The organism is Rhodococcus sp. 5G237 (assembly GCF_053764735.1).
Genome location: NZ_JBSNCD010000011.1, coordinates 156,333 through 182,362, shown reverse-complemented (window position 1 = coordinate 182,362; position 26,030 = coordinate 156,333). Strand labels below are relative to the sequence as shown.

At 69.0% G+C, this 26,030-nt stretch carries 20 protein-coding genes and 1 pseudogene; 9 read left to right on the top strand and 12 right to left on the bottom strand.

From position 1 onward, the window contains the following. Positions 1-68 precede the first annotated feature (68 nt). The 8 genes and pseudogenes from ACWPOC_RS23370 to ACWPOC_RS23335 all read right to left on the bottom strand — a co-directional run. Positions 69-611 (bottom strand): annotated as a pseudogene (locus ACWPOC_RS23370) (Na(+)/H(+) antiporter subunit C); the annotation flags it as partial. After that, on the bottom strand, positions 608-3,445 hold the full coding sequence (locus ACWPOC_RS23365) for a Na+/H+ antiporter subunit A (RefSeq protein ID WP_120280149.1): 2,838 nt from the start codon (positions 3,443-3,445) through the stop codon (positions 608-610). The gene ACWPOC_RS23365 and the pseudogene ACWPOC_RS23370, both read right to left, overlap by 4 nt. Before the next feature lie 201 nt (positions 3,446-3,646). Then, a complete protein-coding gene (locus ACWPOC_RS23360) occupies positions 3,647-4,840 on the bottom strand; it encodes a hypothetical protein (RefSeq protein WP_159417682.1) in 1,194 nt (397 codons plus the stop codon). A 1-nt stretch (position 4,841) separates the two neighbouring features. Next, entirely contained in the window at positions 4,842-7,058 is a 2,217-nt protein-coding gene (locus tag ACWPOC_RS23355; RefSeq protein WP_455409398.1) for an AAA family ATPase, read from the bottom strand. Between the two features lie 46 nt (positions 7,059-7,104). Further along, positions 7,105-8,022, bottom strand: a complete 918-nt coding sequence (locus ACWPOC_RS23350; protein WP_060650589.1) for a CDP-alcohol phosphatidyltransferase family protein — start codon at positions 8,020-8,022, stop codon at positions 7,105-7,107. Further along, positions 8,019-8,741, bottom strand: coding sequence for a phosphatidylserine decarboxylase (locus tag ACWPOC_RS23345; protein ID WP_024101805.1), 723 nt, complete (start codon positions 8,739-8,741; stop codon positions 8,019-8,021). Before ACWPOC_RS23345 ends, ACWPOC_RS23350 begins: the two co-directional genes overlap by 4 nt. A 116-nt stretch (positions 8,742-8,857) precedes the next feature. Then, complete coding sequence (locus ACWPOC_RS23340; RefSeq protein ID WP_268654371.1) at positions 8,858-9,322, bottom strand: SRPBCC family protein; 465 nt, start codon at positions 9,320-9,322, stop codon at positions 8,858-8,860. A gap of 109 nt (positions 9,323-9,431) precedes the next feature. After that, a complete protein-coding gene (locus tag ACWPOC_RS23335; protein ID WP_455409397.1) occupies positions 9,432-12,941 on the bottom strand; it encodes a TM0106 family RecB-like putative nuclease in 3,510 nt (1,169 codons plus the stop codon). A 172-nt stretch (positions 12,942-13,113) separates the two neighbouring features. Between ACWPOC_RS23335 and ACWPOC_RS23330 the strand changes: the two genes are divergently transcribed. Further along, a complete protein-coding gene (locus tag ACWPOC_RS23330; RefSeq protein WP_120280144.1) occupies positions 13,114-13,617 on the top strand; it encodes a pyridoxamine 5'-phosphate oxidase family protein in 504 nt (167 codons plus the stop codon). Between the two features lie 55 nt (positions 13,618-13,672). Then, positions 13,673-14,473 carry an SDR family NAD(P)-dependent oxidoreductase gene (locus tag ACWPOC_RS23325; protein ID WP_455409396.1) on the top strand — a complete coding sequence of 267 codons (801 nt, stop codon included), beginning with the start codon at positions 13,673-13,675 and terminating at the stop codon, positions 14,471-14,473. Here the strand turns inward: ACWPOC_RS23325 and ACWPOC_RS23320 are convergent. Continuing rightward, positions 14,415-15,008, bottom strand: a complete 594-nt coding sequence (locus tag ACWPOC_RS23320; RefSeq protein ID WP_455409395.1) for a DUF1707 SHOCT-like domain-containing protein — start codon at positions 15,006-15,008, stop codon at positions 14,415-14,417. The genes ACWPOC_RS23325 and ACWPOC_RS23320 overlap by 59 nt on opposite strands. 108 nt (positions 15,009-15,116) lie before the next feature. Here ACWPOC_RS23320 and ACWPOC_RS23315 point away from each other — a divergent pair, with 108 nt between their 5' ends. Beyond that, positions 15,117-15,665, top strand: coding sequence for a PadR family transcriptional regulator (locus tag ACWPOC_RS23315; protein WP_120280143.1), 549 nt, complete (start codon positions 15,117-15,119; stop codon positions 15,663-15,665). Here ACWPOC_RS23315 and ACWPOC_RS23310 read toward each other — a convergent pair. After that, entirely contained in the window at positions 15,640-16,890 is a 1,251-nt protein-coding gene (locus tag ACWPOC_RS23310; RefSeq protein ID WP_455409394.1) for an NAD(P)/FAD-dependent oxidoreductase, read from the bottom strand. The two genes, ACWPOC_RS23315 and ACWPOC_RS23310, sit on opposite strands and share 26 nt — an antisense overlap. Positions 16,891-17,012: 122 nt before the next feature. Between ACWPOC_RS23310 and htpG the strand changes: the two genes are divergently transcribed. From htpG to ACWPOC_RS23285, 5 genes are all read left to right on the top strand, one after another. Further along, a complete protein-coding gene (htpG, locus tag ACWPOC_RS23305; RefSeq protein WP_455409393.1) occupies positions 17,013-18,938 on the top strand; it encodes a molecular chaperone HtpG in 1,926 nt (641 codons plus the stop codon). 44 nt (positions 18,939-18,982) lie between these two features. Beyond that, on the top strand, positions 18,983-19,759 hold the full coding sequence (locus ACWPOC_RS23300; RefSeq protein WP_120280140.1) for an HAD-IIA family hydrolase: 777 nt from the start codon (positions 18,983-18,985) through the stop codon (positions 19,757-19,759). A 141-nt stretch (positions 19,760-19,900) separates the two neighbouring features. Continuing rightward, the gene (locus ACWPOC_RS23295; protein WP_016691625.1) at positions 19,901-20,425 is read left to right on the top strand and encodes a DUF6764 family protein; all 525 of its coding nucleotides are present in this window, start codon (positions 19,901-19,903) and stop codon (positions 20,423-20,425) included. 280 nt (positions 20,426-20,705) lie between these two features. Next, a complete protein-coding gene (gene groL, locus ACWPOC_RS23290; protein WP_016932760.1) occupies positions 20,706-22,331 on the top strand; it encodes a chaperonin GroEL in 1,626 nt (541 codons plus the stop codon). Positions 22,332-22,620: 289 nt separating this feature from the next. After that, positions 22,621-23,640 (top strand): alpha/beta hydrolase, encoded by a 1,020-nt coding sequence (locus ACWPOC_RS23285; protein WP_268654360.1) that lies wholly within the window; start codon positions 22,621-22,623, stop codon positions 23,638-23,640. 617 nt (positions 23,641-24,257) lie between these two features. Here ACWPOC_RS23285 and ACWPOC_RS23280 read toward each other — a convergent pair. Beyond that, positions 24,258-24,461, bottom strand: a complete 204-nt coding sequence (locus ACWPOC_RS23280) for a PspC domain-containing protein (protein ID WP_006553621.1) — start codon at positions 24,459-24,461, stop codon at positions 24,258-24,260. Between the two features lie 197 nt (positions 24,462-24,658). Here ACWPOC_RS23280 and ACWPOC_RS23275 point away from each other — a divergent pair, with 197 nt between their 5' ends. Continuing rightward, complete coding sequence (locus tag ACWPOC_RS23275; RefSeq protein ID WP_455409392.1) at positions 24,659-25,507, top strand: NADPH-dependent oxidoreductase; 849 nt, start codon at positions 24,659-24,661, stop codon at positions 25,505-25,507. Positions 25,508-25,520: 13 nt separating this feature from the next. Here the strand turns inward: ACWPOC_RS23275 and ACWPOC_RS23270 are convergent, their stop codons facing one another. Continuing rightward, positions 25,521-25,862: a hypothetical protein gene (locus ACWPOC_RS23270; RefSeq protein ID WP_120280138.1), complete on the bottom strand. Its 342-nt coding sequence runs from the start codon at positions 25,860-25,862 to the stop codon at positions 25,521-25,523. Positions 25,863-26,030: the final 168 nt, after the last annotated feature.

Sequence of the window (26,030 nt, the reverse complement as noted above, 5' to 3'; positions counted from 1 at the left end):
TCGTCGGCGTCCTCGGCAGCGTCGGCGCTACCGGGCTCGTCCGTCCCGCCCTGGTTCTGCGTGTAGGCCGAGTCGGTCGGGTCGTCGAAGTCGCCGTCGTGCAGATCCTCGTACGCCTCGAGGTCCTCGATGTTCTTGAGCTGGTCGAGCGGGATCGGGTTGCCCGCGGCGTCGAAGGCATCGCCGCTCTTGCTGGGGATACCGGTGAGCGGGTCGTCGGAGCGGTCTCGTGACGGCAGGTCGGCGAGACTGCGCCGCTGCGACACGAGGGTGTCCTCGGGGTCGTTCTCGATCTCGTCCCGTGCGCGGTAGGTGTAGGAGCGGTAGGTCAGTGCCAGCACGAACGCCGCCACACCCATCGTGATGACGATCGCGGTGAGGATCATCGCCTGCGCGAGGGGATCGGCCATGTCCGGCTCGATGTCGCTCTCCACACCGACGATGGGTGCATGACCTGCGGGACCGCCGAGGGTCAGCAGCAACAGGTTGATGCCGTTGCCGGCCAGCAGCAGCCCCAGCAGCATCTTGATGATGCTGCGTTCGAGCAACAGGTACACACCGGCCGCGACGAGCACGCCGACGACGGCGAGGAGCGTGATGTTCGCGGTCATCGGCCCTCACCCACGGTCTCGGCGTCGAGGCGAGCACCGAGGCTGCGCAGCACGTCCAGGATCAGGCCGACCACGATGAGGTACACACCGAGGTCGAAGAACAGTGCGGTCACGAGCTTGATGTCGCCGAGCAGCGGCAGCGTGAGCTCGAGGGTCGCCGACGACAGGGCCGGGGCGCCGAGGAACATCGACACCAGTGCGGTGCCCGCGGCGAAGGTGAGTCCGAGGCCGAGGATCTTGCCGGCGTCGATGGGAACCGCCTCTCCGAGCTCGTAGCGTCCGCCGGCCAGGTACCTCAACACCAGCGCGAGACCGGCGACGAGACCGCCCGCGAAACCGCCACCGGGCGCGTTGTGCCCGGAGAAGAAGAAGTACACCGACAGGATCATCATGGTGGGGAAGACCAGTCGTGTGGTGACCTCGAGGACCAGCGATCGGTAGCGCGGATCGATGAGATCGCCGCCGAGCAGCCAGGTCGTCTCGTTGCTGGCGGAGACCGCGTCGAGCTGCGCCGCGGGTGCGTCCGCCACACGTGGGGCGGTGCCGAAGCGGCGGGTGCGGAAGACCAGGCTGGCCACGCCGGTCGCAGCGACCAGCAGTACCGAGATCTCGCCCATCGTGTCCCAGGCGCGGATGTCGACGAGCAGGACGTTGACGATGTTCTTGCCGTCACCGCCGTAGTAGGCGGCGTCGGGCAGTAGCAGCGAGATCGGATCGGTGGTGCGTGCCGCGACGGCGTAGGCGCCGATCCCGACGACCACCGCGCCCACGGCGATGCCGAGCATCGCGCGGGCGAACTTGCTGCCCATCACCGCGGCCGGGTCGGTCTCGGCGGGCAGCTTGCGCAGGACCAGTACGAACATCACGAGGGTGACGGTCTCGACGAGGAACTGGGTGAGCGCGAGGTCGGGAGCTCCCTGGAGGGCGAACAGCACACCGAGCCCGTAACCCGTCACGCCCACGACCAGCACACCGCCGAGGCGATTGCGCAGGACCGTCGCGGTGACCGCGGCGGCCATCATGATCAGCCCCACCCCGAGCTGCCAGATCGAGTCCCATGCGCGCGTCGACGGCATCGTGCTCAGCCCGAAGAAGAACATCAGCACCGTCGGGAGCGCCACCAGGGTGATGAGGATCGTCGCCTGGGTCAGGGGGAGCGAACCGCGCTGCAGAAAACCGGTCAGGCGCAGGGACAGGGTGTCCATGCCCTGGAGGGTCGCGTCGTACATCCGGTCGGCGTTGCCGAGCGGCGGGTGCTCGAAGCGCAGGCGCGCGATGGTGCGGTGCGCGAGGAACAGGGCCGTGCCGCCCACGATCACCACGCCGGTCAGAGCGAGCGGCAGAGTGAATCCGTGCCACAACGCCAGGTGGTAGGGCTTGTCGAGTTCGGTGGGCAGCTCGTCGGCGTAGGGGGCGATCAGGTGGTCGATCCACGAGCTCGCGAAGCCCGCGGCGAGACCGGCGAACGCGAGAACGCTCGGGGCGGTGAGCAGCAGCGGGCCGGGCGCGTGCAGGTTCTGCACCGCGGGGCTCGGACGTTTGAGCTGCTTGCGACCGAACGCACCCCAGATGAACCGGATGCTGTACGCGAGGGTGAGGATCGACCCCACCACGATGCCCGCGGTCATGGCGATCCGCGCCCACTCGGGCAGCACCTCGGCCACCAGCGACGACTCGAGTGCTGCTTCCTTCGCGACGAACCCGATGAACGGCGGCAGACCGGCCATGCTCGCCGCCGCGAGTATCGCGATCACCATCAGATAGGGCGCGGCGGAGCCGAGGTGCGCGAGCTTGCGAATGTCGCGGGTGCCCGTGGAGTGGTCGATGATGCCGACCACCATGAACAGGCATGCCTTGAACAGGGCGTGGGCGATCACCATCGCCAGGCCCGCCAGGGCTGCTTCCCGGCTGCCCGTGCCCACCAGCGCTGTGAGGAAACCGAGCTGACTGACGGTGCCGAAGGCCAGGATGAGTTTGAGGTCGAAGGCGCGGAACGCTCGCCAGCCGGCGAGGATCATCGACGCGAGACCGAGACCGATGACGATCGGCCGCCACGCGGCGCTGTCCGCGAAGCCGGGGGCGAGCCGGGCCACGAGGTAGATGCCGGCCTTGACCATCGCCGCGGCGTGGAGATATCCGGACACCGGGGTGGGGGCGGCCATCGCACCGGGCAGCCAGAAGTGCAGCGGGACCACGGCGGACTTCGACAGTGCGCCGACGAGTACGAGCACCACGGCGACACCGGCGAGCCAGCCGTGAGGTGCCGCCGCGACGACGTCGGACAGGTTGTAGCTGCCGACCATCTCGCCGAGGATGATGATGCCGACCAGCATCGCCAGACCACCGGCCGTGGTGACGAGCAGGGCCTGGGTGGCGGCACGCCGACTCGAGGCGCGTTCGGCGTAATGCCCGACGAGCAGGAACGACAGGACGGTCGTCAGTTCCCAGAAGATGTAGAGCAGCAACATGTTGTCGCTGACCACCAGACCGAACATGGCGCCCGCGAAGGCGACCATCTCGGCGGCGAACACGCCCAGGCGGGGCTCGTCGTCCTCGAAATAGCGCGAACAATAGAGCAGGATCAACGAGCCGATGCCCAGGACGAGCACGCACATGATCGCCGCAAGCGTGTCGAAGCGCAGGTCGAAATTCATCGACAGCGTCGAGGCCCACGCGATCTGTAGTTTCTGATCGGTTCCCCAGTTGGTGACGACCCAGCCGAGACTTGTGAGGGGCACCAGCGCGAGCGGCAGGAATGCATTTCTCCCCATGACTCTGACCAGAAACGGCGCCAGAAGAGCAGCGACCGCATGGGCAACGAGTATGGCGATCAAAAGGCACTCCGTCGGGGTCGGGCCTGTCGGCGGGGTGAAACTGACTGCGGGCCGTGGGACTCGCTGTCGTCACAGCGGACGGCACACCGCCGAAACGGGGATCGCCCCGACATGCACGCCGCTCGCCGTCATCGGGCAAAACGGATTGTGCCTATCCTAACGGTTGTCTTCGCACGCTTGCGAATCGGGGAGGTGAGAGCGCTAGCGCACCTGCCACGCACAGATCACGGCGACGGCGAACAGTGCGAGCGCCGACCACTGCGCGTCCGCCGGGAGCATCCACACCGCCCCGACGACGGCCGTCGCCGGCACCGGCAGCGCCAGGCCGAGAGCCGCGACGGACGCCGATCCCGGCAACGATGCCCCGAGCGCGAGACCGGTGCCCAGGGCGACGAGCGCGACCCGCACCGCGAGAGGGATGCCCTCGCCGATTTCCGCCGGCCACCACACCGTCGCCGCCGAGATCGACGCGGCGAGCACCAACCCGGGAAGCGCGTACGGCATGTAGGGGGAGAGCCGCACCCCGGCGACCACGGCGGCCACCGCGACGAGCAGCACCCACCACGGCACGGTCGCCGACTGCATACCCGACCACAACTCGACAAGGACCGGATACGCCGCGGCCACGGCTCCGGTGACCGCGAGGACGAACCGGTCGTCGCCGGGCGGGACGAGGCGCGCGACGATCTCGGCGCCGACGACCGCGACCGCGAGTGCCCCACCGGCGACCAGCCACAGGAGCACACCCGTGTCGCTCGCGCGGGAACCCACGAACTCGCCCAGCAGTCGGTAGCCCACCGAGAGCACCACCGCGGCGGTCACCATGATCGCGAGCAACCGCGGATCGGCCCGCTGCACGCGCATCCCGGCGGGCACCGTCAGCGCGGCGGCGACCGTTGCCACGAGTGCGAAGGCCAGCACCCACTGGGGAACCGTCCAGCGCACGGCCGCGACGGGGACCTCGGAACCGACGGCCGCGGCGGTGAGGAAGGCCGCCCAGCCACCGGCGATCAGGGCCCACTGGCCGGTCGCCGAACCCCACGAGCCCGCGGTCGCCGCCCCGAGCAGCACACCGGTGATCGCGGCGATCATCCATCCGACGACCGTCAGGCTGTCGGCCGAGATGCCGGCGGGAACGAGATAGCGGATCGAACCGAGGACCACGATAGAGGCGGCGGCCAGCATCCAGGCGGTACGTCGGGAGCCGGTCCGCTGCAGTCCGGCCGCCGAGAGAACGGCGAGCGCGGCGGTGACCACGGGCGCCCATTCGCTGCGCGCACCCTCGGGAAGGACGGATTCGCCCGCGGCCGGGACGAGGATCGCGACCCCGGCGGCGAGGAAGGCCGCGAGGACGGCTGCCGGTCCGGCGACGCGGACCGCGGTGGTCACGGCCATCTCAACGGCCCTCCGCGTAGGCCTGCAGATGAGCGACCTGCGCGGGATCGAGCGAGGGCCGCACCTTCTCCCGGGCCACCGCGACGTCCTCCGCGGTCACCACGGCGGCGTCGACGTTGCGCCGCATCGCCGCGAGCGCGGCCTCGCGCAGCAGCGCCGAGCAGTCCGCGGCCGAGTAGCCGTCGAGTCCGGCGGCCAGCTCGTCGAGGTCGACGTCGTCGTCGAGCGGTACCGATCGACCCGCGGTCTTCAGGATCGCGGCCCGGGCCTCGGCGTCCGGCGGCGGCACGAACACGAGACGTTCGAGCCGACCGGGGCGCAGCAGTGCCGGATCGATGAGATCGGGCCGGTTGGTCGCTCCCACCACCACGACGTCGCGCAGCGGCTCGACACCGTCGAGTTCGGTGAGCAGCGACGCGACGACCCGGTCGGACACCCCGGAATCGGAGCTCTGCCCGCGGCGCGGTGCGAGCGCATCGATCTCGTCGAGGAACACCAGCGCCGGTGCCGAGTTGCGGGCACGCTCGAACAACTCGCGCACCGCCTTCTCCGACGCACCGACCCACTTGTCCATCAGCTCGGCGCCCTTGACGGCGTGGACGCTCAGGCGCCCCGTGCCGGCGAGAGCGCGGACGAGATAGGTCTTGCCGCAACCGGGCGGGCCGTACAGCAGCACACCGCGCGGCGGGTCGACGCCGAGACGCTCGAACGAATCGGGATGCTGCAGCGGCCACAGGACGGCTTCGGTGAGGGCCTGCTTCGTCTCGACCATGTCGCCGACGTCGTCGAGGCTCACGCTGCCGATCGCCAGCTCCTCGGAGCCCGACCGCGACAGCGGACGGATCACCTCGAGCGCGCCGACCAGGTCGTCCTGGACGAGCGAGGGTTCGTCGTCGTCGCGGTTCGCCCGCGACGCCGCGCGCAGTGCCGCTTCGCGACACAGCGCCGCGAGGTCGGCGACGACGAAACCGGGGGTGCGACCCGCGACGGCGGCGAGGTCGAGACCGGTGGACGGCACCGAGCGCAGCAGCACGTCGAGCAGGGCCCGGCGGGTCGCGCCGTCGGGCAGCGGCAGGGACAGTTCGCGGTCGCAGATCTCCGGGGCGCGCAACCGGGAGTCGACGTCGTCGGGATGCGCGGTGGTCGCGATCAGCACCGCGCCCTCGGTGTCGACCACCCGTCGCAGCTCGTCGAGGATCAACGTCGCGACGGGTTCGGTGTCGGCGGGCAGCACGGCATCGACGTCGGTGAGCAGCAGAACGCCACCGCCGCGCACCGCTTCTGCCGCCGCGGAGATCCGGCGCAACCGCTCGTCGGCGGCGAGTGCACCCACGCCCGGCCCGTCGACCTCCACCAGACGCCGGTCCGCAACCACCGAGCGCACGAAGGTCGCCTTACCGACGCCCGCGGGGCCGGTGACGAGCACCCCGAGATGCGGCGACGCGCCGAGGGTGCGCAGCAGTTCGGGTTCGTCGAGCGAGAGGGTGAGCCATTCGGAGAGCTTCGCGACCTGGGGCTGCACACCCACGAGATCCTCGACCGGTGGTGCCGGAGGCATGGCGGGGGCCGATTCGGGCCGGGCGGTCGCGGGGGAGGAGGCGACGAAGCCCGACGAGACGAATCCGGACGCGGACGGCACGGAAGACGGCAGCGCACCCGGGCCACCACCCCACACGACGGCGGTGTTCGGCTGCACGCTCACCGGTCCGGCCGGATCGACCGACGAGACGGTGAGCAGTTCGGTGGTCCACGCGATCGCGAACGTCCGCGACAGCGCCCGCGTCGTCTCGGCGTTGCTCGTGCCCGGTCCGAGATCGCGGGGGAGCAGGGACACTGCGTCGCCGACGGTGAGGACCTTCCCGAGCAGCGCCTGACGCAGGGTGGTCTCCGGGATCGACTGCCGCGCGAGCGTGGAGCCGGTGACCGTTACCGTGCGCGCGCCGTAGACCGTCACGGGCGCGACGACGACCGTCGCGTCCTCCTTCAGGCCCGTGTTCGACAGCACCACGTCGTCGAGCAGGATCGTGCCGGTCGGGGTGCCGGCCGGGGCGAGACCCGCCACGACCGCCGTGCGACGCGCTCCCACCAGCGCGATCGCGTCCCATTCCCGTAGGCCCAGCGCGGCCAGCGCCTCGGGGTGCAGACGCACGACACCGCGCCGCGAGTCGGCGGCGGAGGTGTTGAGCCGGACGGTGAGTGAGAGTTGTGGGGTCGTCACCCCGCCGAGCCTAGAACGTGACTAGCGTCCTCGCGGGTCGTGCATGTCATCGCCCTCGCGGCCGGCGCAGCCCGAGTCGCGCCTGAGATCTCGCCGACGTGGCGACACGCCGGGCCGCGACACGACGTGGACGCTGCGCGCGGTTGCGGGCGCGCAGGGCGCGTCGCTCCGAGGGCTTGATGTCCCAGGTCTCGGGTCGGGCCGCGACCCAGCGCCGCGAACGCACCGCGAAGGGGATGTGCGCGAGGTAGACCGCGACCAGCACGAGCATGAGGATGAACGGATAGGTGACCAGCGCGGCCGCCGCCACCGCGACCAGCACGAGCAGCACCACGGCGAGTCGCGCGGGCACGGACGCCGACTTCATCGCGAAGGTCGGGATGCGGCTGATCGCGAGCCCGGCCGTCCCGAGGATCCACACCGCGACCAGCCCGTAGGCGGTCCACCAGCCGTCGCCCCACTGGATGTGGGCGGCGACGGGTGCGAGCGCGATGAGGGCGGCCGCCGGTGCGGGCACACCGACGAAGTACTCGCGTGCGTAGGCGGGGACGCTGTCGTCCTCGAGCAGGGTGTTGAAGCGCGCGAGTCGCAGCACGAGGCTCACCGCGTAGAGCAGGGCGACGATCCAGCCGAAGGGGCTGCCGTCGAGCAACGTCACGTACAGCACGAGCGCGGGGGCGACACCGAACGCGACGGCGTCCGACAGCGAGTCGAGTTCGGCGCCGATCTTGCTGGTCGCGTCGAGCATGCGGGCGATGCGGCCGTCGAGCGAGTCGAGGACGGCCGCGGCGCCGATCATGCCGAGCGCGGTGCCGAGTTGTCCGTCGAGCGCGAACTTCACCGCCGACAGTCCGGCGGAGAACGCCAGGATCGTGATGACGCTCGGCAGCAGGCGGACGACGTTGGGCCGATTGCGGGACCGCCCGGTCGCGACCGCACGCGAACCCTGCGTGTGCGGACTCACGACACCGTGGGCAGCTGAGCGAGGACGGTCTCGGCACCGATGGTGCGCTGACCGCGTTCGACCAGCAGGGTGCTCCCGACCGGCAGGTAGGTGTCGACCCGGGATCCGAAGCGGATCAGGCCGTAGGTGTCGCCGATCGGCAGGGTGTCGCCGATCTGCGCGTCGTTGACGATGCGCCGTGCCAGCAGCCCGGCGATCTGGACGACGGCGACCTCGGCGCCGTCGCGCGTCTCGATCAGCATGCTGGTGCGCTCGTTGACCTCGCTCGCGTCGGCGAGATCGGCGGAGAGGAACTTGCCCGGGGTGTGGACCACCGAGCGGACGGTGCCGCCGACGGGGCTGCGCTGCACGTGCACGTCGAGGACGGACAGGAAGATGCTGACCCGAGGGCGCTCCTCGCTGCCGAGCCCGAGTTCGGCGGGCGGCACGGCGTGGTCGACGAGAGCGATCTCACCGTCGGCGGGAGCGACGACCACCCCGGCGCGGTTCGGCGGCACGCGGTGCGGGTGCCGGAAGAAGGTGGCGCACGCCAGTGCCGATGCGAGACCGGCGCGGCGCAGCCAGGGCTTGCGGCGGCCGAGGGTGGCCACGGCGAGCGGAGCTGCGACGAAGGGGATGCCGCCCGGATGCATGGGCGGTACGACATGCCTGACCAGGTCGACCATGTGGGCTACCCCGCTGGTGGGGGGTGTTCCGGCGGGCGTCGGCTTACGTGCCACGGGCTCCTCTTATCGCTGGCGATCGGTGATCCGGGACCGCAGTGGACCCGCCCGTCGCGCGGGCGGGTCCTGTCGGTCCACAGGCACTCCAGCGTACGTGAGCGGAGGAGGGAAGGTCAGACCCGCGCGCCCGCCTCGATCTCGTTCTTGAGACGGGCGAGAGTCGCGTTCATCCCCATCGTCAGTTCGTCGTCGAACGCCTCGGTGCCGCCGAGAACATACTTGACCAGGGTCTGCGATACCTTGCTCGTCCCGGTGGGCGCCTCGCGCCGCTGGATGACCCGCGTGCCGGTGGCGGTGGGTTCGAGGGTGAACGACCAGATGGACCGGTTCTCGTTGATCCGGAAGCTCAGGCGACGGCCGGGTTCGAAGTCGATCACCTTCGACGTCGTGGGCCACACCAGCAGGCCCTTCTTGTTGATGTTGATCGTGGTGGTGCCGGCAGACACCGGCCCACCGCGCACGATCATCCGACGGCACTGCGGGCTCCACTCGCCCATCCGCTTCAGATCGGACACCACGCGCCACACTTGCTCGGGGGAGGCGGTGATCTCGATCGTGGCCTCGAGGGTCTTCGACACGTGTACTCCTGTGCTCGGGGGACCGGGTCTTCTCGGGGGCCGGGTCCCGTGTATCTGATACCTGAGGTAACAGGATCGTCGTCGATCCTAACGGACGCTGTGAGTGCGGTCACGTCCTGGTCGGGTCGGCTCCGGTCAGCCGCATGAACGCCCCGAGTTCGATCAGGCCGTCCGGGGTCGACGGGAGGTGATCGGTCAGGGCGCCGGACCGGACGATCACCGCCGACCACTTGCCGCGTGAGAGGGCCACGTTCGACCGGTTGCGGGACAACAGGAACGACATGCCCCGCGGCACGTCCTCGACGGCGGAGGCCGTCATCGACACGAACACCATCGCCGCCTGGCGGCCCTGGAACTTGTCGACGGTGCCCACCTGGACACGGTGCAGACCTGCGGCGGCGAGATCCTGCCGCAGGCGGGTGACCTGAGCGTTGTACGGCGCGACCACCAGGACGTCCTCCTCGCCGAGGGGCCGCGACGGGGAGCCGGCGTCGTCCGTCCACGCCGAGCCGAGCACGGCCGCGACGGCGCGCACGATCTCGGTGCTCTCCTCGGGCGAGCAGGTCGCGTTGCCCTCGTGCGCGACCTCCGCGAGCCGGACGCCGGGCGGGACGCCGTCGAGCGCGCGACGCGTGGTGATCTCGGACTTCGACCGCAGGCGTCCCTCGTAGGACAGCTCGGACACCCGCGCGCACAGATCCGGGTGCATCCGCCAGGTCACCGGAAGGAAGTAGCCACGAGCGGCGGGCAACGCCCCGTGCCCTTCGGCGAGCCATCCGAGGGCGGACTCGTCCACGGGCTCGGGGTGGGTGCCCTGCGAGACCTGCGGCAGTTGGCGGGGATCGCCGAGCAGCAGCAGATTCGACGCCGCCGTGGCCACGGCGATGGTGTTGGCGAGGCAGAACTGACCGGCCTCGTCGACCACCAGCAGGTCGAGGCTGCCGGGCTCGATGCAGTTCGGATTCGTGAAGTCCCAGGCCGTTCCACCCACCACGTAACCGGTGGTGGAGGTACCGATATGGGCCGCAAGGGTCTTCGCGTCCGGGAAGGCGGTCCACGTCGGATCGGGGCTCTGGCATTTCGCCTTGGCGACCCGTTCCGGCGACACTCCCGCGGCGACGATGCCGGCCAACATGTTCTCGACCACCGAATGCGACTGCGCGACCACGCCGACCCGCCAACCGTGCTCGTTCACGAGCGCCGCCACCACCCGGGCCCCGGTGTACGTCTTGCCGGTGCCGGGTGGGCCCTGCACCGCCAGGTACGAATTCTCCAAGGTGAGAACGGCCGTGACGATCGTGCCGGCCGCGTCGTCGCCGAGCGCCGGCAGCGCGGCACCGGAGCACAGGCGGGGCGGGACGCGGCGCAGCACGTCCACGGCCGCGGTCGACGGCAGAGCCGGCAACTCGTCGCACATCGCCTCGGCGGCGGAGGCGATGGCCGCTTCGATGTTCTTCGACGAGATCGGCGCGCCGGGTGTGACGGCGATCGGCAGCACGGAGTACTCCTCGTCCGTCCGCAGCGATTCGTCCACGACGAGCACGTCGGGATGGTCCGTCCCCGTGGTGCGTTCGACGACCACGCCGCGCGACCACGCGCGCGTCCCGGTGCCGCCGTCGGGCAGTCCGTCCGGTCCCGGAGCGTCGTACAACAGGAAGACGTCCTGGCCGTCGCGCAACGTACTGCCCGGCTCGAACTCGCCCGCGAGGCGCAGCCGGCGCCGGAGCAGTCGCTGGCGGGGCGTGGCCTTGTGCCAGTCGGTCTCGAGCGTGCACGTCGCCGCGACCAGCGTGTCGCGGGCGTCCGCCCACTCGTCCGGCGGCGTGGACAGACGGTCGAAGTGCCCCCACCAGAATGGTTTCCGCTCGCGCCGGTGATAGCCCATGGCCGCGGCGACGAGTGCGGCCGCCTGCTGTTCCGGGGTGCGGTCGCCCGCCAGCGCACCGCCGACGTAGTCGAGGAGTTTCGTCTCGACGGGGTGCGCCTCCGCGTCGGGAGCGGCCTCGTCGTGGGTCGTCTCGGTGGGGGAGATGCCGTGATCGCGGGCGTGGGTGAGCAGCCAGTCGCGCAGACGCAGGGTGGAGATGCAGTCGGCCTCGTTGTAGGAGGCGATCGACGCGAGTTCGCGGTCCGCCTCCTCGAGGTGCCCGGCGTCGCGCAGTGCGCAGTAGTCGGCGTACGCGACGATCGAGGCGCCCGCGTCCACGACATCGCCGTCGCGCGCCTCGTCGACGTCGGTGTAGAGCGGTTCGAGCTTCTTCAGCCCGTACGCCCGGGCGCCCACCCGGATCGAGTTGCGCACCACGGGATACAGGTCGACGAGCACACCCTCGCGCAGCAGGTCGTCGACGATCTCCTCGCCGACGCCGTAGCGGCCGGCCAACCGCAGCAGCGCCGTCTTCTCGTACGGGGCGTAGTGGTAGACGTGCATCCTCGGGTGGCGACGCCGGCGGTCGGTGACGTAGTCGAGGAAGTCCAGCAGCGCCTGCCGTTCCTGTTCGCGGTCGTGTGCCCAGAAGGGCCGGAAGACCGGTGCGTCGGCCGGTCCCTCCACGACGCCGAACAGGTACTCGAGTCCCCACTCGGAACTGCCGCCCTCGGACCACAGCGGGTCGCCTTCGAAGTCGAAGAAGATGTCGCCTTCGTCGGGCGCGGGCAGGATGCCGAGCGGGGTGGCGTCGTAGACCTCCGCGTAGGGACTGCCCCGTCTCTCCTCCTCGAGCTGCGCCCGTGCCTGCGCGCGCAGGACCTCGAAGGTGCGGCGGGCCATCCCGTCGACGGGTGCCGCGCATGCGGCGAGGTCGTCGATGGTCGACACGCCCGCCTCGATCAGCCGCAGCCGCTGGGTACTGCGCATCCCCGCGACCAGCAGCAGGTCGCGGTGACGTTCCAGTTCCGGGGTGCAGTCGTCGCAGCGACCGCAGGCGGTGTGCCCACCCGCTCCCCACCGCACCGGCTCGGGGGCAGCGCGGTGCGACGCCAGAAGGGTTTCGAGACAGGCGCGTCGGTGCCGGTAGACCGGCAGGATCTCCGCCAGTGGGTAGGAGGCGATCGAGCCGTCCCCGAGGACGAGATGCGCGTGCGACGAGACTGCCGTCCCGGTGCGCGCGAGTGCGTCCGCGTAGGCGGCGAGCTGCAGCAGGGCCTCGACCTTCGCGTGCCGGGAGAGTTTGCTGTCGTAGACGGCGTAGCCGTCATCTTCGAGGACGAGGAAATCGGAGAAGCCGATCATGCCGAGCGGATCGGGGGCGGTGTCGGAGGAGCCGGTGTCGAAGGATGCGGTGTCGAAGAAAGCGCCCTGATAGACGACGGGCGCGCCGGCCCGGACGGCGTCGAGGGTGGCCTGCGCCGCCTCGGTGAGCGCCTGCGCGGTGTACTCGGGTCGGGCGATCTCGACGACCTTCTCGGCACCCACCTGCGCGCGGAACCGGTCGAGGACGCGCTGCTCGTGACGGCCGCCGAGCGCCGCGACGCGGTCGAGCATCGCATCGGGTTCGGTGTCGGGGCGCGGGAGGCGACCGAGCGTCGAGTCGAGGTTGCGAAGCAGTGCGAACTCGCACGAGGCGGCGCGGGTGAGATCTCCGGCGCCGAAGACCAGCCTGTCGTCGAGAAGAAACATCGGCAGCTCCGTCTCCGGCGTGCGGGATGCCCGGGATGGGCACGGCTGGTCCCGACTATCGCAGACCGGTCGGACCCATCGGACTGTTGTGTTCGCACTCGGCGGGTGAGAACATCTCTCTCATCAAAGAGAATAAAATTCTTGACGAGGATTCGTGCAGGTAGGAGGACTGATGAGTGGAAACGGCACGCTGCGCACGCGCGGCGCCGGGATCTCGATGACGAAGGAGGAGATCGATCTCTTCCTCTCCGCCGAGCGGACGTGCCGCGTCGCCACGATCGGCGGTGACGGAAGCCCGCACGTCGCTCCGTTGTGGTTCGTCTGGGACGGCGCCTTCCTGTGGCTCAACTCCGTCGTCCGCAGCCGCCGCTGGACCGACCTGCAGAAGGATCCGCGCATCGCGGTCGTCGTCGATGGTGGGGAGCAGTTCACGGATCTGCGCGGCGTGGAGGTGCGCGGAACCGCGGTGAGCGTCGGTGACGTGCCGCGCGGTTCCCGCCCCGAGGTCGTGGCGCGCACCGTCGAGGACGAACTGCTGCGCGGCGTCGAACTGTCCTTCGCCCGCAAGTACGCCGGTCGCGACGAGTTCACGACGGACGGCCGTCACGCGTGGCTGCGGGTCACTCCGCGCAGCGTGCGCAGCTGGGACTTCGGGAAGATCCGCCGGTCGCGCTGATTTCGGCGAACCGCCGATCCCGACGAACCACCGATCTCGACGAACGGAGCCCCCCATGAACATCGCCTCGGCGCGCCACGCGCTCGTCACCGGAGGTGCGAGCGGCATCGGCCGCGGTATCGCCGACGCCCTGGCCCGCCGCGGAGTGGCCGTGACGATCGCGGACATCGACGATGCGGCAATCGAATCCACGCTCGCCGGCCGGACGGGAGTCTTCCGGCTCGTCCGCGGAGCCGTCCTCGACGTACGCGACCGGGAGGGCTGGCGCAGCGTCAAACAGGAGGCGGAGGACGCCTTCGGCCCGGTCGACATCCTCGTCAACAACGCCGGGATCGGTTTCAACGGAACAGATTTCGCCGACCTCGATCCTCAGGTCTTCGACACCGTCATCGACATCGACGTCACCGGGGTGTTCAACGGCGTCTCGACCTTCGCGGGTGACCTGCGGACACGCGGGCGTGGGCACATCGTCAACACCGCCTCGGTCATGGGACTGACCGCGGGTGTGCCGGGCCGCGGGGTGTACAGCGCAGCGAAGGCCGCCGTCGTCGCGATGTCCGAAGCGCTACGCGCCGAACTCGCCCCGCACGGTGTCGGGGTGTCGGTCCTGTGCCCGGGGCTGGTGCGTTCGGGACTCGACGACAGCACCGCCCGGCTCGGCGGCGAGGTCCGGCGCGTGGACCACATCAAGGGCGGGAACGCCGGTATGGCACCGGAGACGGCGGGGGAGATCGTCGTCCGCGGCATCTCGATCGACGCCCCCTACATCCTCACGCACCCGCACTATCTCGGGAACATCAGTACCAGGTACGACTCGATCGCCCGCAGTGCGGATTCAGTCCACGCCGGTGCATGACGGCACGCCGGTGGACGACGGCCGCGCGGCGCATGTGTTCGCGGTGCAGTCGCCGGGCGTTACGGATGTGGTCGTCGGCCCTGCGGCGATCCGGACCGCCTTCGAGTCCGAGTGCGGTGCGTCCCGCCAGGACGAGGCCCCAGGGAACGATGACCCAGATCGGCCAGAAGTAGATCAGTGAGGCCGTTCCGAGCGAGACCAGTGCCCACACCACGAGATTGATCGATCCCACGGTGGCCCAGGCTCCCCACTCGATGCGCTGGTGGAGCGGCAGGCGCAGACGTGGGAACGGTTTGCCGGCCGGCGGGGACGGGGTGGGAACGGGTGTCGACGGCAAGTCGGTGAGAACGGCGCCGGCGTCGTCCTGCGTCACGGCGCGGTAGACCCGGGCCACACGCTCGTCGAACTCGCCGATCGTCAACCGTCCGGCGGTGAGATGGCGCCCGAGCTCCTCCACGATCGTTTCGCGCTCGGCATCGGAGATGCGCAGCGGCGATGTCGCAGTACCGGGGCCGGTGGTGGATGTGTGTTCCATGGTGCCCTCCGGGATCTTCCACAATGGAATGTCACCTGATTCCAGGGTGGATATGCCACAGTGGAATGTCAAGTCTTTTCCGTACCCGAATCGCGAAAGGAACCGGCAATGACCGGACGACCGCTCAACGCCACCGCCGCGTCGCTGCTCGGATTTCTCCACGAAGGCCCCAAAACGGGCTGGGACCTGGTGTCCACCGCACAGACGCGCATCGGCAAGTTCTGGTCGCTGACGACGAGCCAGGTCTACCGGGAACTGGCCGCGATGGAACGGCGGGGACTGATCGAGGCAGGGGAGAAGGGCCCGCGCGACCGCAAGCCCTACGTGCTGACCGAGGCCGGACGCACGGCCTTCGCCGAATGGATCGACCGCGAACCGGGCGACGAGAACATCCGCCACCCCCTGCTGCTGACCGTCGCCTTCGGCGATCACCTCCCGCCCGAGCGCCTCGCCTCGATGCTTGCCGACCATCGCCGCAGACACGAGGAGCAGCTCGCCGCCTACGAACAGCAGGCAGCGGCCGACATCCTTCCGCCGCACGCCGCGGCGACCCTCGATTTCGGCATCCTCTACGAACGGGCCGTCCTCGAATGGTTCGACCGCGTGCGCGACCGTCTCGAACCCGGGCCGGTCAGCGCAGCGGATCGAACGACCTGAGCAACGGATCCGGCTCGCCGGTCATCGACCCGGCGAGCAGCCGTCCGGTGAGGGGACCGAGCGCCACACCCCACATCCCGTGCCCGCCGGCGATGTGGACCCGCTCCGAACGGGTGCGGCCGATCAGCGGGAGCCCGTCCGCCGTGCACGGCCGCGAGCCCACCCACTCCTCGCTGCGCCCGTCCCAGTCGACATCGCGCAACAGCGGACGGGTCGCGTCGACGATCGCCCGGATGCGTCGCGGGTCGAGCGGGGCGTCGGGGCTGCGGAACTCCATCATTCCCGCGACCCGGAAACGGTCCTGGAGGGGTGTGCACGCCACCCGCTGGGCAGGGAAGTAGACCGGGTTCTTCGGCAGGCTCGGCGGTCGCACGCTGAAGCTGTAGCCGCGACCGGCCTGGACCTGCGTGCGCACACCGAACGGCCGGGCGAGCGACCCGAGCCACGCTCCGTTCGCGAGCACCACCGCATCCGCCGACCGCGAGTCCCCACCGGCCACGACGACATCCACCCCGCGACCGGTGTCGCGCACCTCCTCGACGTCGACGTCGGTGACGATCTCCGCACCCCGGGCGCGGACCGCGTGCGCCAGCGCGGCGACGAACCGCGGCGGATCGATGAACCGCTGCCCCCGGATCCGGAGACCCACCCGCACCGAGTCCCCCAGCAGCGGTTCGAGCGAATGCAGCGTGTCGGTGTCGAGCAGGTCGAAGTCGATCTCGCTGCCGGCGGCACGCGCGTGCTCGAACTCCTCCACCAGCAGCCGACGGTCGTCGTCCGAGGTGAACGCCGCGAGGAACGGATCGGCGACCCGCGTCGGCTCGGTGACGATCGTGTCGCCCGATCCGCGGGCGAGATCGTCGTAGGCATCGAGGGCGAGGCGGTTGGCGCGCGCGAAGACCTCCATCGACGACGTCCACTGCCGTCTCGTGCAGTGCCGGGCGAAGTCGGCGAGGAAGCGCAGCAACCGCACATCCGTCGTGGGCGGCACGTACACCGGCGACGACGGCCGGAACATCGAGCGCACGCCGTAACGCAGCACCCCCGGCTCGGGTAGCGGCAGGGTCAGTGCCGGCGCGAGCCATCCGGCGTTGCCCCACGAGGCGTCACCCGCCACGCCGACTCGATCGAGCACCGTGACCTCGATGCCTCGATCCTGCAGAAACCACGCGGTGGACAGACCCACGATGCCCGCACCGACGACCACCGTCCGACGAACCGTCATCGCAACCTCCTGTGAACGACGAAGCCTGCACTTCCATCATGGACCCGGAAGCGCGAGCGGGCCGGACTCGCGGACGGCTTACTATTTCCGGGGAAGTTCTGCTTGTGGAAAGGGAACCCGGAATGAGTACGAACGTCGAACAGCGTGAATTCCAGGCCGAGACGCGGCAGTTGCTGGATCTGATGATCCACTCGATCTACTCGAACAAGGACACCTTCCTGCGCGAGTTGATCTCCAACGCGTCGGACGCCCTGGACAAGCTCCGGCTGGAGTCGTTCCGAAACAAGGATCTCGACGTCGACACCTCCGACCTGCACGTCGAGCTCGAGGTGGACAAGGATGCGCGCACCCTGACCGTGCGCGACAACGGCATCGGCATGAACCGCGACGAGGTCGTCGATCTCATCGGCACCCTCGCGAAGTCCGGCACCGGCGAACTCCGGCAGAAGCTGCGCGAGGCCAAGGACGCCGCCGCTTCCGAGGAGTTGATCGGCCAGTTCGGTATCGGCTTCTATTCGTCGTTCATGGTCGCCGACAAGGTCACGCTCGTCACCCGCAAGGCCGGGGAGAAGACCGGTACGCGCTGGGAGTCCAGCGGCGAATCCACCTACACGATCGCCGAGGTCGACGACGCGCCGCAGGGCACCTCGGTGATCCTGCACCTCAAGCCCGAGGATGCCGAGGACCACCTGTTCGATTACACCTCGCAGTGGAAGCTCGAGGAGATCGTCAAGAAGTACTCGGATTTCATCGCGTGGCCGATCCGCATGGAGGTCTCGCGCACCACGAAGTCGGAGGACGGCACCGACGAGGTGACCTTCGAGACCAAGACCCTCAACTCGCAGAAGGCGTTGTGGGCGCGCTCGAAGGACGAGGTCTCCGAGGACGAGTACAAGGACTTCTACAAGCACATCGCCCGTGCCTGGGACGAGCCGCTCGAGATCATCCCGCTCAAGGCCGAGGGCACCTTCGAATACCAGGCGCTGCTGTTCATCCCGGAGCACGCGCCCTTCGACCTGTTCGCCCGCGAACGGCGCCCCGGCGTGCAGCTGTACGTCAAGCGCGTGTTCATCATGGACGACTGCGAGGATCTCGTCCCCGAGTACCTGCGTTTCGTCAAGGGTGTGGTCGACGCACAGGACCTGTCGCTCAACGTCTCTCGTGAGATCCTGCAGCAGGACCGGCAGATCCGGGCCATTCGCCGCCGCCTGACGAAGAAGGTCCTCGCGACCGTCAAGGACATGGCCGCGAAGGAACCCGAGAAGTACACGAAGTTCTGGCGCGAGTTCGGCCGGGTCGTCAAGGAAGGCCTGATCTCCGACACCGACAACCGCGACACGCTGCTGGCGATCTCGTCGTTCGACTCGACGGCGAGCGAGGAGGAGCAGACCACGCTCGCCGGTTACGTCGAGCGCATGAAGGACGGCCAGGACGCGATCTACTACCTGACCGGCGAGTCGCGGCAGCTGCTCGAGAGCTCCCCGCACATGGAGGCCTTCCGCGACAAGGGCATCGAGGTGCTGCTCCTGACCGATCCCGTCGACGAGATGTGGGTGACCTCCGTTCCTGAGTTCGAGGGCAAGCGCTTCCAGTCGATCGCCAAGGGCGACGTCGACCTCGGTACCGAGGACGAGAAGAAGGCCGCCGAAGCCGAACGCGAGGAGAAGGAGAAGGAGTTCGGCGACCTGCTGTCGTGGATGAAGGAGACCCTCGACGAGCAGGTCAAGGACGTGCGGCTCTCGTCGCGCCTGACGTCCTCCCCGGCGTGCATCGTCGGCGACACCTTCAGCATGTCGCCCGCGCTCGAGCGGATGTACAAGGCATCGGGTCAGCCGGTGCCGCGGGTCAAGCGGATCCTCGAACTCAACCCCGATCACCCGCTCGTGTCGGGTCTGCGCACGGCCCGGGAACAGCGTCCGGACGACGCCTCGCTCGCCGACGTCGCCGAGCTGCTCCACGGCATGGCGCTGATCGCCGAGGGTGGCGAGGTGGAGGATCCGGCGCGGTTCACCCGCCTGCTCGCCGAGCGTCTCGCCGGAAGCGTGTGAGCCGAGCCTGTCGCCGTGGGCACGCCCGCGGATAGGCTCGATGCATGACGCGTGTGGACGGGGTGTTGTTCGATATCGAGGGCGTGCTCGTCACCGAGTGGCAGCCCGTCCCGGGCGCGGCGGACGTCCTGGCACGACTGCGTGCCGACGGCGTCCGTCGCGCCTTCCTCACCAACACCACCTCCCGGACGTGCGCCGAGATCGCGCAGCGGCTCACCGATCTCAGGATGGAGGTCTCGCCGGACGAGATCGTCACCGCGGTGTCCCTCACCGTCGACCACGTTCGGCAGACCTATCCGGGTCTGCGCTGCTGGGTCCTCAACGAGGGTGAGATCGCCGCCGATCTCGACGGTCTCGTGCTGGACGAGGACGATCCGGAAGTGGTGATCCTCGGTGGCGCGGGGGATGCCTTCACGCACCGGGCGATGAGTCGCGTCGCCGAACTGATGCTCGAGGACGTCCCGGTGGTCGCGATGCACCGGGCTCTCGCGTGGCAGGCCGCCGACGGGTTGCGCATCGACACCGGGGTCTACCTGGCCGGACTCGAGGAGCTCACCGGCCGGTCGGTGGTGGCGGTGGGCAAGCCGTCGCTGCGCGGCTTCCTCGTCGCGTCGGAGCGGATGGGTGTCGAACCGGATCGGATGGTGGTCGTCGGCGACGACATCGCGGGCGAGGTCGTCCCGGGGCAACGCCTCGGTATGACGGGAATCCTGGTGCGTACCGGAAAGTTTCGGCAATCCGTCCTGGACCTGGCGGTCGATCGTCCCGACCACGTCATCGACTCCGTCGCCGATCTCCCGGGGCTCCTCGACAGTCTGTGACACGTGGTCTCGCGTGAGACGCATGTGATCGGTACCCTACCGCCGGGGCGCCGGCCCCCCGTTCGCGCGGGGCGCTCGTTCCCCAGTTCGCGCAGACGCAGCCTTTCGCGAAGAGGCACTCCAGTGCAGAGGAGCCCGTTCTTGTCCATTCGTTCCTTCCGATCCGTTCTCACCGCGCGCCGTTCGTTCCGGGCCGGTGTACTCGTCGCCGTCGGTGTGGCCTCGGCTGCGCTGTTCGGTGGGGGTACCGCCGCAGCGGCGCCGGTGACCTGTGTGTCGCCTCCTTCTGCCAACGACATCCTGGTGTCCGATACCGCCAGCTGCGGCGCCACCGCCGAGGACGCCTTCGCTCGCGCGTATGCGGCCGACAGCGGCACCGCGGTGTCGGTCGCCGAGTCGGCCGGTGCCGCCGAAGCCCACGCGACGGGCTTCGGCACGGCGCTCAGTGCAGCCCGTGACGGCGGCCGTTCGTTCGCCTACGCGCTCGGCGGCGGACTGAGCCACTCGTGGGCGCAGGGTCCGGCGACGACCCTGTCGGTGGCCGGCTACGGGTCGGGCGCCACGGCCGACACCACCGGCGTCACGTGCGTCGGAGCCCAGTCGTTCGCGGTCAACACCGCGACGGGGCAGTGGTGCGCCGTGGGGGTCGGTTCGACGCCGCGCTGAGCGAGCGCCGCACCGATGATCCGGACGACCGTGTAGTCGGTCTTTCGCGGATTTCGTGACGGGGGTGGCAGGTGCCGGTAATCTTGCACTCGCCACCCCCGAGTGCTAAGAATGCACTTAGCACTCGCAACACGTGAGTGCCAGGTCGGTAGGGTGAGACCGGGTTTTCGACACCCCTGGTCGTCCGTCGCGGGCACTGCTTCCGGCCGAAGGCGTACATGGAGCGATCCGACGAGCGATCGCTCCGGTGTCACCCCCATACCCGGAGGATCACTTCGCAATGGCCAAGATCATCGCGTTCGACGAAGAGGCCCGTCGCGGCCTCGAGCGGGGCCTCAACAGCCTCGCCGACGCAGTCAAGGTGACGTTGGGCCCCAAGGGTCGCAACGTCGTTCTCGAGAAGAAGTGGGGCGCCCCCACGATCACCAACGATGGTGTGTCCATCGCCAAGGAGATCGAGCTCGAGGATCCGTACGAGAAGATCGGCGCCGAGCTGGTCAAGGAAGTTGCCAAGAAGACCGACGACGTCGCGGGTGACGGCACCACCACCGCTACCGTGCTCGCCCAGGCGCTCGTCCGCGAGGGTCTGCGCAACGTTGCTGCGGGCGCCAACCCCCTCGGCCTGAAGCGCGGCATCGAGAAGGCCGTCGAGGCCGTCACCGCCAAGCTGCTCGACACCGCCAAGGAGGTCGAGACCAAGGAGCAGATCGCCGCCACCGCAGGCATCTCCGCCGGCGACCCCGCGATCGGTGAGCTCATCGCCGAGGCCATCGACAAGGTGGGCAAGGAAGGCGTCATCACCGTCGAGGAGTCCAACACCTTCGGCCTCCAGCTCGAGCTGACCGAGGGCATGCGCTTCGACAAGGGCTACATCTCCCTCTACTTCGCCACCGACGCAGAGCGTCAGGAGGCCGTGCTCGAGGATCCCTACATCCTGCTCGTCAGCTCCAAGATCTCCACGGTCAAGGACCTGCTGCCGCTGCTCGAGAAGGTCATCCAGTCGGGCAAGCCGCTGCTGATCATCGCCGAGGACGTCGAGGGTGAGGCTCTGTCCACCCTGGTCCTCAACAAGATCCGCGGCACCTTCAAGTCGGTTGCCGTCAAGGCTCCGGGCTTCGGTGACCGCCGCAAGGCCCAGCTCGCCGACATCGCCATCCTCACCGGTGGCGAGGTCGTCAGCGAAGAGGTCGGCCTCTCCCTCGAGACCGCCGGCATCGAGCTGCTCGGCCAGGCCCGCAAGGTCGTCGTCACCAAGGACGAGACCACCATCGTCGAGGGCGCGGGCGATCCCGACGCCATCGCCGGTCGCGTCAACCAGATCCGCGCCGAGATCGAGGCGTCGGATTCGGACTACGACCGCGAGAAGCTGCAGGAGCGCCTCGCGAAGCTGGCCGGCGGCGTCGCCGTCATCAAGGCCGGTGCCGCGACCGAGGTCGAGCTCAAGGAGCGCAAGCACCGCATCGAGGACGCCGTCCGCAACGCGAAGGCTGCCGTCGAAGAGGGCATCGTCGCCGGTGGTGGCGTGGCCCTGCTGCAGGCCGCTCCGGTTCTCGACGACCTCAAGCTCGAGGGCGACGAGGCCACGGGTGCCAACATCGTCAAGGTCGCTCTCGAGGCGCCGCTGAAGCAGATCGCCTTCAACGCCGGCCTCGAGCCCGGCGTCGTCGCCGAGAAGGTCCGCAACCTCGAGGCCGGCCACGGCCTCAACGCTGCGACCGGCGACTACGAGGACCTGCTCGAAGCGGGCATCAACGACCCGGTCAAGGTCACCCGCTCGGCGCTGCAGAACGCTGCGTCGATCGCGGCTCTGTTCCTGACGACCGAGGCCGTCGTCGCCGACAAGCCGGAGAAGGCCGCCGCTCCCGCGGGCGACCCGACCGGCGGCATGGGCGGCATGGACTTCTGATCCGCCCCTGCGGGCGGAGAGGACTTCTGATCCGCCCCTGCGGGCGGAGAGGACTTCCGATCCGCCGCTGAGCCACACGAGGCCCGATCCCACTCCGGTGGGGTCGGGCCTCGTGCTCTTCCCCGATCGTTCCGGCCTCCCGTACCGAACGATCACATATTCGTTACGAAACGCGCTCCGCGGACGATGAATGTCACGAAAGTGTCACTTCATCCGGTTCCGGAGGTTCGTACCGATCCGCAACCGGTCCGAGGTGCGCAGACAGACGGATCGACGAGGGGAAGAGAATATGCGGTCGTCCTGGTTACGGCGGGTACTGCTCACGGTGGCGATGGGAACGTCGATGGTCCTCGCGGCTCCCGGAGGTGCTCTCGCGCAGCCGGTGGAAGCCGACGATCAGCGACCGGTGGGGGAGCTGACCTCTGTCGAGCGCGAGAGCGACCGCACCGTCATCGCGAACGTCTACTCGCCGTCGATGGACAAGGTGATCCCCCTCCGGGTCCGGACGCCCGCGGACGCGAGCGAACCGCGCCCCACCCTCTACCTGCTCAACGGCTCGGGAGGCGGGCAGGGAATCGCCACCTGGGAGAAGCAGACCGACGTCGAGAACTTCTTCTCGGACAAGAACATCAATGTCGTCACGCCGCTCCTCGGCGGCTACAGCTACTACACCGATTGGCGCAACGACGATCCCGCGCTCGGCCGCAACATGTGGACGACCTTCCTGACGCACGAACTCCCGCCGGTCATCGACACGGAGTTCGGGACGTCGGGACGCAACGCGATTGCGGGTCTGTCGATGTCGGGGACGTCGGTGCTCGGCCTCGCCACGATGGCTCCCGAGCTGTACGAGGCGGTCGGGGCGTACAGCGGATGCGCCGAGACGAGCACGCCGCTGGGGCAGTCCTACGTGCAGGCCGTCGTACGCGTCAAGGGTGGCGACCCCGAGAACATGTGGGGCCCGGTCGGTGATCCGGCCTGGATCGAGAACGATCCCTACCTCCAGGCCGAGAAGCTCCGCGGTATCGACCTGTACATCTCGTCGGGTTCGGGTCTGCCCGGGCAGTACGAGCGGCTCGGATCGCGGTCGGTGAACAACGACCCGATCGGGCTCGTCGGGCAGGTGGTCGTCGGCGGCAGCATCGAGGCGGCGGTCCACCACTGCACCCGGCGGATGGCCCAGCGACTCGAGGAGTTGGACATCCCCGCCCGGATCGACCTGCGTCCGGCGGGTACGCACTCCTGGGACTACTGGGAGGACGATCTGCGCAACTCGTGGCCGCTTCTGTCGCAGGCGGTCGGACTGTAGAGGTCCCGGACGATCCCCCGGAAATGCCCGATTCGATCCCGGTCGAATCGGGCATCTTCTTTCGGTCGTTATTCGACCGATGGATCGGTCGATTCGCCGTAATCGGTCGGCGAACGGGATGAATCGGGTCGAACGGAAATATCGAATTCAAACAGAAATAATTGGGTACGGACGTTCCGTTTTCTTTCCTTGACGCTGTGAGCTGGGCATATGTGAGCTCTTCCCAGCTTCTCCGTAAGTGTGAATGTCATCACATCCGATTTGCGTATTCTCGGGTCGCGCAGGCACGTCGAATGTGTTGAAAATTGAGGCGAGCCCGACGGAATTCCGATCGGAATTCCGGGTAGGCGAAAAGCAATCGGACGAGACCCGTCCGGTATGTGATCGGACGAAGGAGATTCACATGGACGTCATCGAACTCATCGGCTCTGCCCTCGAACTGCTCGGCGGCACCGAACTGCTCGGCACCCTGCTCGAGACCGGCAGTGCCGTTCTCGGCCTCGGCCAGTAGTTCCTGCTGAGCTGAACAGCTGTGCCGCTGCCTCGCAGCGGAATACGACACCCCCGGCGGATCTCCGCCGGGGGTGTCGTCGTCTCGGCCGACCCCGTGACCCGGATCAGTTCTCGGGGATCAGCATCCACAGGGCGAGGTAGAGCAACACGGCGGTGCCGCCCGTGACGAAGGCTGCGAGGACTGCGCCTGCACGCACGAGGTTGAGGTCGACGTTGAAGTACTCGGCCAGTCCGGCGCACACACCACCGAGCATGCGCTGGGACGAGGAGCGGGTGAAGGGACGGGGGGCCTGGTTCTCGAAGTTCATGTATTCATCCTGTCGCCGTAACGGTCTCGGCACATCCGGGAACGGCCCGGATCTTCACCCTGATCTTCGTCTCGGGGTCGGTCGGACGAGCCGGCCCGGATAACGCTGAAATCATGCTGAGGGCAATGCTCGGCGGCCGGGACGCGAGGAGGCAGACTCGACCGTCGGTATTGCCGATCAGAAGGAGATCTCCCACCATGACCGACGTCGTCCTGGACGAACAGCTCGCCGCACTGCGCCGCAGGTACGGCACCCGGGCCGCCGAGCAGGTGGCCGGCCGCGGTGGTTCCGGCGCGTGGAACGACGTCATCGCTCTCCAGCTGGCGCATCGCTCCGTGCGAAAGTTCCTTCCCGAGGCCGTCTCCGAGGACGATCTGCGCGCGATCGTGGCCGCGGCCTCCTCCGCCGCGAGCTCGAGCAACCTGCAGTTGTGGAGCGTCGTGGCCGTCACCGACCGCGACCGGCTCGCCCGGATCGCGACTCTCGCCGGCAACCAGCCGGCGGTGCGTGACGCTCCACTGCTGCTCGTGTGGGTGGCCGACCTCGCCCGCGCGGCGCGGGTCGCCGAGCAGCACGACAAGGACCTCGTCAACGTCGACTACGTGGAGTCCGCGCTGCTCGGGGTGGTCGATGCCGCGCTCGCCGCACAGAATGCGGTGCTCGCCGCGGAATCGCTCGGTCTCGGCACCGTCTACATCGGGGCCATCCGCAACCATCCGCGTGACGTGGCCGCAGAACTGGCTCTGCCCGACCACAGTTTCGCTGTGGTCGGGCTGGTGGTGGGCCGTCCCGATCCTGAGGTGCAGTCGGAGGTCAAGCCGCGCTTGGGTCAGGATGTGGTGCTGCATCGCGAGCAGTACTCGACCGAGGAGCGGGATGCCGGCCTCGCCGCATACGAGGAGGAGATCTCCGGCTTCTACCGCGATCAGGGTCTGGCGGAGAGCTGGGTCGAACGTGTACTCGGGCGCTTCGCGTCGCCCGGCGCGCTCGGGAGCAGGGAACAGATGCGGGAAGCTCTGCGGGAGCGCGGTTTCGGTCTGGACTGACCGCAGGGAGTCGTCAGCGGCACACGACCGTCAGGCCGACCCCGCGCCACACCTGACGTTCGACACGATCGAAGTCGTTGTCGTCACTGTCGTATTCGTACTCGACCTCGGTCCGGTATCCCCGGTCGCGCTGAGCGGTCACGGTGCAGTCGCCGCCGGCGGAACCGGACCGGTTGACGATCGAGTACGGCACACCCTCTGCGGCGAGCACGGCGACCGCGGCCTGCTCGCTCATGCCGACCACACCGGGCGCGGGTTGTGCTGCGGCAGTTCCTGTTCCGAGCAGTACTGCGGTGGTGCCGAGCGACAGGACGGCTGCGGTCGCGAGACGGGAGCGGGTGGCAAGAGTACGCATGGGTTCCTCCGAAGGGGTGCTGGACCGGACACTTCGATCGTCCGCCGCGACCCGGCCCGAGCACATCCGGGCACGACCCCCATCCCGACCCTGAATTCCGGACTCGGGGTGGCAGGGACACTGGGGAAACCGGCACCCGCGGCGTCCGGATCGGCCTAGTCTGGGCCG